This is a genomic window from Beijerinckia sp. L45, assembly GCF_009765775.1.
Lineage (GTDB): Bacteria > Pseudomonadota > Alphaproteobacteria > Rhizobiales > Beijerinckiaceae > RH-AL1.
Map to the genome: position 1 here is coordinate 1 of NZ_LMUU01000106.1, position 8515 is coordinate 8515.

General features: G+C 65.3%; 5 protein-coding genes and 1 pseudogene. 3 read left to right on the forward strand and 3 right to left on the reverse strand.

What is annotated here, in order from left to right; all coding sequences use genetic code 11:
• The 3 genes from GSQ79_RS10920 to GSQ79_RS10930 form a co-directional block, all read left to right on the forward strand.
• The coding region (locus GSQ79_RS10920) for an efflux RND transporter periplasmic adaptor subunit (protein ID WP_158808752.1) at positions 1-717 on the forward strand (717 nt) is incomplete at its 5' end.
• The gene (locus GSQ79_RS10925; RefSeq protein ID WP_158808753.1) at positions 714-3845 is read left to right on the forward strand and encodes an efflux RND transporter permease subunit; all 3132 of its coding nucleotides are present in this window, start codon (positions 714-716) and stop codon (positions 3843-3845) included. The genes GSQ79_RS10920 and GSQ79_RS10925, both read left to right, overlap by 4 nt.
• Positions 3842-7066, forward strand: coding sequence for an efflux RND transporter permease subunit (locus GSQ79_RS10930; RefSeq protein ID WP_158808754.1), 3225 nt, complete (start codon positions 3842-3844; stop codon positions 7064-7066). Before GSQ79_RS10925 ends, GSQ79_RS10930 begins: the two co-directional genes overlap by 4 nt.
• Before the next feature lie 12 nt (positions 7067-7078).
• Here GSQ79_RS10930 and GSQ79_RS10935 read toward each other — a convergent pair whose 3' ends face one another.
• The 3 genes and pseudogenes from GSQ79_RS10935 to GSQ79_RS10945 all read right to left on the reverse strand — a co-directional run.
• On the reverse strand, positions 7079-7855 hold the full coding sequence (locus GSQ79_RS10935; protein WP_158808755.1) for a hypothetical protein: 777 nt from the start codon (positions 7853-7855) through the stop codon (positions 7079-7081).
• Positions 7856-7871: 16 nt separating this feature from the next.
• Positions 7872-8276 carry a DoxX family protein gene (locus GSQ79_RS10940; protein WP_158808756.1) on the reverse strand — a complete coding sequence of 135 codons (405 nt, stop codon included), beginning with the start codon at positions 8274-8276 and terminating at the stop codon, positions 7872-7874.
• A 46-nt stretch (positions 8277-8322) separates the two neighbouring features.
• Positions 8323-8515, reverse strand: a pseudogene (locus tag GSQ79_RS10945) (phosphoribosylpyrophosphate synthetase); the annotation flags it as partial.

Sequence of the window (8515 nt, forward strand, 5' to 3'; positions counted from 1 at the left end):
ATCACCACTCCGATCAGCGGGCGCACCGGGATCCGCGTCGTCGACGTCGGCAATCTGATCCACGCGACCGACACGACCGGAATCGTCACGGTGTCGCAGATCAAGCCGATCGACGTCATCTTCACCGTGCCGCAGCAGGAGCTCGCCCGGATCAACAAGGCTTCGGCCGGCGGCGCGCTCGAGGTCCAGGCGCTGGACAGCAACGGCACCGCCCCCGTCGACAAGGGCAAGCTCGACGTCATCGACAACACCATCGACCAGACCACGGGCACCGTGAAACTGCGGGCCGAATTCCCCAACGCGCAGCTCGCCTTGTGGCCCGGCATCTTCATCAACGTCCGGCTGCTCGTGGAGACGCTGAAGAATGCCATCGTGGTGCCCGTCGCCTCGGTCCAGCGCGGCCCGAAGGGTTCGTTCGTCTACGTCGTCGCCGACAGCAAGGTGGCCATGCGGCCCATCACGCTCGGCCAGCAGGACGACAAGGAAGCCGTCGTGACGACAGGCGTGAAGCCGGACGACGTGGTCGTGACCACCGGCTTCGCCAAGCTGGCGGACGGTTCGAAGGTCACCACCTCCGAGGACAAGACGGCCTTCGGCCCCGACGCATCGCCGGCCCTGCACCAGCAGAGCGCGGCGCCGCCGGCTGATGCCGGAAACGGCGACCGGCCCCACCGTCATCGCGATGGCCAGCAAAAGCGGTCGAGCGCCACGGAATGAACGTCTCCGCCCTCTTCATCAATCGGCCGATCGCGACCTCTCTGCTCGCGGTCGCCGTTCTCTTGGGCGGGCTTCTCGGCTACTCCTTCCTCTCGATTTCGGCGCTGCCGCAGGTCGATTTTCCGACCATCCAGATCACCACCCAGCTGCCGGGAGCCAACCCCGACACGATGGCGCAGCTCGTCACCGCGCCGCTCGAACGCCAGCTCGGACAGATTCCGTCCCTGCAGACGATGACCTCGTCCTCGGCGTTCGGCCTCTCGGCCGTGACCCTGCAATTCGACCTCAACCGCGACATCGACGGCGCCGCGCAGGACGTCCAGGCCGCGATCAACGCCGCCGCGTCGACGCTGCCGAAAAATCTGCCCTATCCGCCGGTCTATTCGAAAGTGAACCCGGCCGATGCCGCGGTGATCACCGTGGCGCTGACCTCGAAGACGATCTCGATCCGGTCCATGTCGGATCTAGCCGACACACTGATCGGCCAGCGCCTGAGCCAGCTGGTCGGCGTCGGCCACGTCGGGATTCTCGGCGGCCTCAAGCCGGCGATCCGCATCCAGGCCGATCTCTCCCGTCTCGCCGACTACGGGCTCGGCATGGAGGATCTGCGCACCGCCATCGCCAACGCCAACGTGTCCGGCGCCAAAGGCTCGCTTGACGGCAGCACGCAGTCCTATGCGATCGGCGCCAACGATCAGCTCGAGGCAGCCTCCGGCTACAAGCCGGTGGTGCTCGCCTACAAGAACGGCGCGCCGGTGCTGATCAGCGACGTCGCCGACGTCGTCGACGGGCTGGAAAACGAGCATGTCGCCGGCTGGTTTCAAGGCACGCCCGCGATCATCATCGACGTGCAGCGCCAGCCCGGCGCCAACGTCGTCGAGACCGTCAATCACATCCAGGCCGAGCTGACGAAGCTAAAGACATCGCTGCCGGCCGGCATGGAGCTCACCGTCGTCAACGATCGGACGGGGACGATCCGCGCCTCGATCGCCGACGTGCAGTTCACGCTGATGCTGTCGGTGGGCCTCGTCGTCCTCGTGGTGCTGGTGTTCCTGCGCTCGATCCGCGCCACCATCATCGCCGGCGTCGCGCTGCCGCTTTCCCTCATCGCCACGTTCGGCGTGATGTATTTTCTCGGCTTCAGCCTCGACAATCTGTCGCTGATGGCGCTGACGATCGGCACCGGCTTCGTCGTCGACGACGCCATCGTGATGATCGAAAACATCGTCCGCCATCTCGAGTTCGGCGAACGGCCGATGGAAGCCGCGCTGAACGGCGCGCGCGAAATCGGTTTCACCGTCATCTCGCTGACGGTCTCGCTCATCGCGGTGTTCATCCCGCTTCTGTTCATGACCGGCATTGTCGGCCGCATGTTCCGGGAGTTCGCGCTGACGCTGACTATTGCGGTGGTCGCCTCCGCCGTCGTCTCGTTGACGCTGACGCCGATGATGTGCGGCCAGCTGCTGCGCTACATTCCCGAGGATCACGACAAGAAGCCCGGACGGCTGGTGCGCATCGGCGAAAATCTCAACGACCGCTACCGCCGCAGCCTCGAATGGGTGCTGCGCCATCAATCGTTGATGCTGCTGCTCACCGCCGGCACGCTCGCCGCGACGATCTTCCTCTATGTGACGATCCCCAAGGGCTTCCTGCCGCCGCAGGATACCGGGCTGATCAGCGGCGTGACCCAGGCCGAGGCGACCGTTTCGTTCGACGAAATGTCGCGCCTGCAGCAGGAGGTCGTGACCAAGATCAAGGCCGATCCCGATGTCGAGGGCGTCTCGTCGGTGGTCGGTGTCGGCACCGTCAACGCCACGCCGAATTCCGGCGCGCTCAGCATCGTCTTGAAACCGCGGGAAAGCGGTCGCGCCGGGGTCACCACGATCATCAAGCGGCTGCAGGCCACGCTCGGGGGATCGCCGCATTTCAGCGTGGCGTTCCAGAGCGTCCAGGACATCCAGATCACCGCGCAATCGAGCAGCGCGCAGTATCAGTACACGCTGAACGGCACGAGCGGCCCGGAAGTGTCCGAGTGGTCGAACAAGCTGGTCGCGCAGCTGCGCAACTCGCCCGTCGTGAAGGACGTGGCGTCGGAAGCGCAGGACGGCGGTTTGCGGCTCTACATCAACATCGACAGGCAGATGGCGGGGCGCCTCGGCGTTTCCGTGCAGAACGTCAGCGACACGTTGTACGACGCCTTCGGCCAGCGCCAGGTTTCGACGATCTATGCGCAGACCAACCAGTATCGCGTCATTCTGGAAGCCCAGCCGCGCTTCCTCGCCGATTCGACTTCGCTGAAGAATCTCTACGTCTCCTCGACCACGGATGCGCAGATTCCGCTGTCGACCTTCACCACGCTGCGCCACGACACGGCGCCGCTGTCGGTGCAGCACACGGAGCAGTTCCCGGCGACCATCATCAGCTTCAACGTGGGCGACGGCCACGCGCTAAGCGATGCGGTGCAAGCCATCGCCGACGCCAGCAAGACGATCGGCATGCCCGACAGCATTACCGGCACCTACAATGGCGATGCCGCGGAATTTGCCAGTTCGTTGGCCAACGAACCGTATCTGATCCTGGCGGCGGCGATCACCATCTACATCGTGCTGGGCGTGCTCTACGAAAGCGCGATCCATCCGATCACCATCATCTCGACCCTGCCGTCGGCTGGCGTCGGTGCGTTGCTGGCGCTGATGGCGTTCCGCATGGATTTGTCGCTGATCGGCTTGATCGGCATCGTGCTGCTGATGGGTATCGTCAAGAAGAACGCCATCATGATCATCGACTTCGCGCTCGAGGCCGAGCGCGACGAAGGGCTCACGCCGCATGACGCGATCGTCAAGGCGTCGCTGCTGCGTTTCCGCCCGATCATGATGACCACGCTCGCGGCGCTGTTCGGCGCGATCCCGCTGGCGTTTGCGACGGGCACCGGATCGGAGCTGCGCAATCCGCTCGGCATTTCGATCGTCGGCGGCCTGCTGCTCAGCCAGCTCATCACGCTCTACACGACGCCGGTGATCTACGTGGCGTTGGAAAACCTGCGCGTGCGCGTCTTCGGCAAGGTCAAGCAGATCGATCCCGAAGCCGACGTGCCGATGGAGTACCCGCATTCGAAGGCTGCGGAATGAACGTCTCCGCGCTCTTCATCAAACGACCGATCGGCACGGGCCTTCTCGCCATTGGCATCTTCCTGCTCGGCGCGGTCGCCTACTTCCTGTTGCCCGTCGCCAGCCTGCCGAGCGTCGATTTCCCGGCCGTCTTCATCAATGCGCAATATCCCGGCGCCAGTCCCGAGATCATGGCGGAAACGGTCGCGGCGCCGATTGAGCGTCGTGTCGGCGAGATCGCCGGCGTTACAGAATTGACGTCGGTCAGCTCGCTGAATTCCAGCGTCATCATCGCGATCTTCGATCTCAGCCGTAATGTCGACGGTGCCGCGCGCGACGTGCAGGCGGCGTTGAACGCCGCCGCGACCGATCTGCCGAGCGGCCTGCCCAACGTGCCGACCTTCCGCAAGGCCAACCCCAACGCCTCGCCGGTCCTCATCCTGGCGCTGACCTCGGACACGCTGCCGACCACCGCCGTCTACGATGCCGCCGACACGGTGCTGATCCAGCGCATCTCCCAGGTGCAGGGCGTGGCGGAAGTCAGCGTCGCCGGCGCCGATCAGCCCGCCGTCCGCGTCCGCGCGATCCCGACCCAGCTCTCCACGATGGGGCTGAGCATGGACGATATCCGCACCGCGATCGTCAACGCCAACGCGCTTTCGCCGCTCGGCACGATCGAAGGCGGCGGCCACGCGCAGTCGATCGGCACCACCGACCAGCTCGCCACGATCGACGATTACGGCAAGCTCGTCGTCAAGAATTCGGACGGCGGCAGCGTGCTGCTGTCGGACGTCGCGACGGTCGACAACGGCGTGCGCAATGCGCGGTCGATGGCGACGTTCAACGGCAAACCATCGGTGCTGATCCAGATTACCAAGCAGTCCGACGCCAACGTCATCGAGACGGTGGATCGCGTGAAGGCGCTGTTGCCGACGCTGAAGCGCTTCATGCCGGCCGGCATCGAAATCTCGGTGCTCAACGACAAGACGACGACGATCCGCTCCAGCGTCAACGATATGGTCGGCACCCTGATCGCGACGATCATGCTGGTGATGGCCGTGGTCTTCGTCTTCCTCCGGCGGCTGACGCCGACGGCGGCCGCCGGCATCACCGTGCCGCTCGCGCTCGCCGGCACCTGCGCCTGCATGTATGCGGCGGGCTTTTCCATCGACAACATCTCGCTGATGGCGCTCGCGACCTCCGTCGGCTTCGTCGTCGACGACGCCATCGTGATGATCGAGGTGATCGACAAGAATCGCGAAGCCGGGCTGTCGCCGATGCGCGCGGCGCTCGCCGGCGCGGGCCAGATCGGCTTCACCGTCATCTCGATCTCGGTGTCGCTGATGGCGGCGTTCATTCCGCTGCTGCTGCTCGGCGGCATTCCCGGCCGGCTGTTCCGCGAATTCTCGATGACGCTGGCCTTCGCGATCATCATCTCGACCATCGCCTCGCTGACGATCACGCCGATGATCTCGGCGCATTTCACGCCCGACAAGCCGCCGCGCAGGCCGAACTGGTTCGACCGCCTGGTCGAAGGCAGCCTCGATCGTTTGACCCGCGCCTACGGCGACAGCCTCAAGGTGGTGCTGCGTTTTCGCCTGCTGACGGTGCTGGTCATGCTGATCACCATCGGACTGACCGTCGTGCTCTTCATCAAGACGCCGAAGGGTTTCTTCCCGGCCGACGAAACCGATCTCATTTTGGGATCCACGGAAGCGGCGACGGAAATCTCCTATCCCGCGATGATCGCGCTGCAGGAACGTACCGCCAAGATCGTGCAGGCCGATCCCGCCGTCGACCGGCTCGGCTCGTCGGTCGGTGCGGCGGGGCAGGGCCCGAACAGTTCGTCGCTCAACCAGGGCAAGCTCTACATCTCGCTGAAGCCGCTGAACGAGCGCGACAACCTCCCCACCAACAAGGTCATCGACCGCCTGCGCCGAAAGCTTGCGCCGGTGATCGGCATGAGCACCTTTCTCGTAGCACAGCAGGATCTGCGATTTGGCGGGCGGCAATCCAAGGCCGCGTTCCAGTTCACCCTGACCGACTCGGACTTCAACGAGCTCACCCACTACTCGCCGCTGATCCTCGACAAGATCAAGACCATCCCGGGCTTGACCGATGTCACGACCGATCATGAAGCCAACGGTCTGCAGGCCAACGTCGTCGTCGATCGGCTCGCGGCCTCGCGGCTTGGCGTCAGCATGGCCAATATCGACAACGCGCTGAACAATGCCTTCGCGCAGCGGCAGATCTCGACGATCTATTCGGCGCGCAACCAGTACCGCGTGGTGCTTGAAGTGCCGACCGCCCTGCAGCTCGACCCCACTGCGCTCGACAACATCTTCGTTCCGGCCGGCGTCAATCTCGTCGCCTCAAGCGGCCTCAGCGGCGCCACCGTCGAAACCTCGCTCAATGCCCCGAGCACATCGCTCGGCGCGACGACGGCCGCGACGCCGACGGCGCAGGTGAAATTGAGCAGCATGGCCCACATCGAAAGCGGGTTCGCGCCGCTCACCGTCAACCACCAGGGCCAGTTCCCGGCGATCACCATCAGCTACAACCTGAAGCCCGGCGCGGTGCAGGCCGATGCCAACGCGGCGATCCTCGCGGCGGTCGCCGACATGCATCTGCCGGACACGCTGAAGGCCGATTTCGCCGGCGATGCAAAACTGTTCCAGGCCAGCGCGGGATCGCAGACGATTCTGCTCTACACCGCGCTGATCGCCGTCTACATCGTGCTCGGCGTGCTCTACGAGAGCCTGGCGCATCCGCTCACCATCATCTCGACCCTGCCGTCCGCGGGCCTCGGGGCGCTCCTCGCGCTGCAATGGACCGGGACGGAACTGACGCTGATCGCGTTCATCGGCATCGTGCTGCTCATCGGCATCGTCAAGAAGAACGGCATCATGCTGGTCGATTTCGCGCTGCATGCCGAGCGCCAGCGCGGCCTGGATGCGCCGGCCGCGATCTACGAGGCCTGTATCGAGCGCTTCCGGCCGATCCTGATGACGACGCTGGCGGCGCTGTTCGGCGCCATTCCGCTACTGATCGCGTCGGGCCCAGGAGCCGGACTGCGCCGGCCGCTCGGTATCACCATCATCGGCGGCCTGATGGTCTCGCAGGTTCTGACGCTCTACACGACGCCGGTGATCTACCTCTACCTCGATCGCCTGCATCACTTCATCATCAAGCCGCGCGGCCGCCGTGCCCGCGCAGCCGCCGAGGCCGCGCCCGCGGAGTGACCCTGAGCGTGTCTAGCGCGGTACGGCTGCCACCATGAAGCGCCGCTGCACCAGCCAGCCGGCCGTGAGCAGCACCGAGGCGAAGAGGGCCAGCGCGTAGATCGGAATCGCCGGATACTTCGGCAGCATGACGGTTACGACCAGATAGAACGCGATCACGCCGAACAGGCCTTTGACGATCCCCAGCAGCATCGCCATGGCATCCGCGCGCCCGCGGCGGTGCGCGAAGACGATCAGCGGCCATCCGAGCGCCGGCATCGTGGAAAACAACCCGCTGTAATGCGGCCCGATAAGCTGGGCCGAGAGGGTCACGACCAGCACCATGGCGGTGGCCGCCACCAGACGCGCCGGCAAATCCCAGCGGGAATAGGCGGACGGCGCGGGATCATCGACCAGCCGCGGACAGCGCATGAGGACGAGCAGGATGAGGACGCCGTCGATGCAGAGGACGGGGCCGAGCGAAAGATCGAGGCCATGCAGGACGATAGCGCCGACAGCGAAGGCCAACACGCTCAAGGTTATCGTCGCCGCGGGCAGAAACCGGCGACTGGCCTCGACGTAGACGAGATAGGAGAGGGTGACCGCGCCGTTTCCCGCGATCGACGCAAGCGCCGCCTGCGCGGCGAAAGCGTGCCCCTGTTCGGCCGTCAGATACATCGAGATCGGCGCCGCGGTCAGCGGCAGGCCGGCCAGCAGCCCGCCGATCGCCCCGCCCCAGCGGCGCGAGGCATAGGAGACGCCCGCCATCAGCAGCGGCGTCAGGGTCAGTTTGACGAGAAGGAGATCCACGGCCGAATGCTGGCGCTCAGCGCCGGTTTTGTATCCGCGCACCGTCGAGGCTGAGCGCGCCCGGTCCCGACGTGGAGAGATAAAGGAAGATGAAGGTGAAGAGGATCGCCTCCTCGCCGCCATTCAGCGACGGAAAGAAGTTCTTGGGGGCGTGGAAGAGGAAGTAGGCCACCGCCATCTCGCCCGCGAGAATGAAGGCGGTCGGACGGGTGAAAAGCCCCAGAATGATCAAGGCGCCGCCCACGGTCTCGATGACTGCGCCAGCCCCGAGAAGCGACGTCAGGGACTGGGCGCCTGGTGACGCGCCTCCGGGAAAGCCAAAGAGCTTGATCAGGCCGTGCCCGAAAAACAGCAGCCCGGCGAACACGCGAAGCGCGGCCAGCGCGTAGGGCGCGAAACGATCGGTCCAGAAAATCGGCATCGGTCTACCCCTCAGACGCCCGTTGCCCTTACCCCCGAGAATGGGGCTAGTCGAACAGGCTGGAAACGCTTTCTTCCTTGGCCGTGCGGGCGATCGCCTCGCCGATCAGCGGCGCGATCGAAATGACGCGGATGTTGCGCGACACGCGGACGGCCTCGGTCGGATGGATCGTATCCGTCATCACCAGTTCCTTGAGACGCGAGGAGCTGATGCGCGCCACCGCGCCGCCGGAGAGGACG

Coding starts and splice junctions, on each gene's coding strand:
- GSQ79_RS10925 (WP_158808753.1), top strand. CDS start 714: ATGAACGTCTCCGCCCTCTTCATCAATCGGCCGATCGCGACCTCTCTG.
- GSQ79_RS10930 (WP_158808754.1), top strand. CDS start 3,842: ATGAACGTCTCCGCGCTCTTCATCAAACGACCGATCGGCACGGGCCTT.
- GSQ79_RS10940 (WP_158808756.1), bottom strand. CDS start 8,276: ATGCCGATTTTCTGGACCGATCGTTTCGCGCCCTACGCGCTGGCCGCG.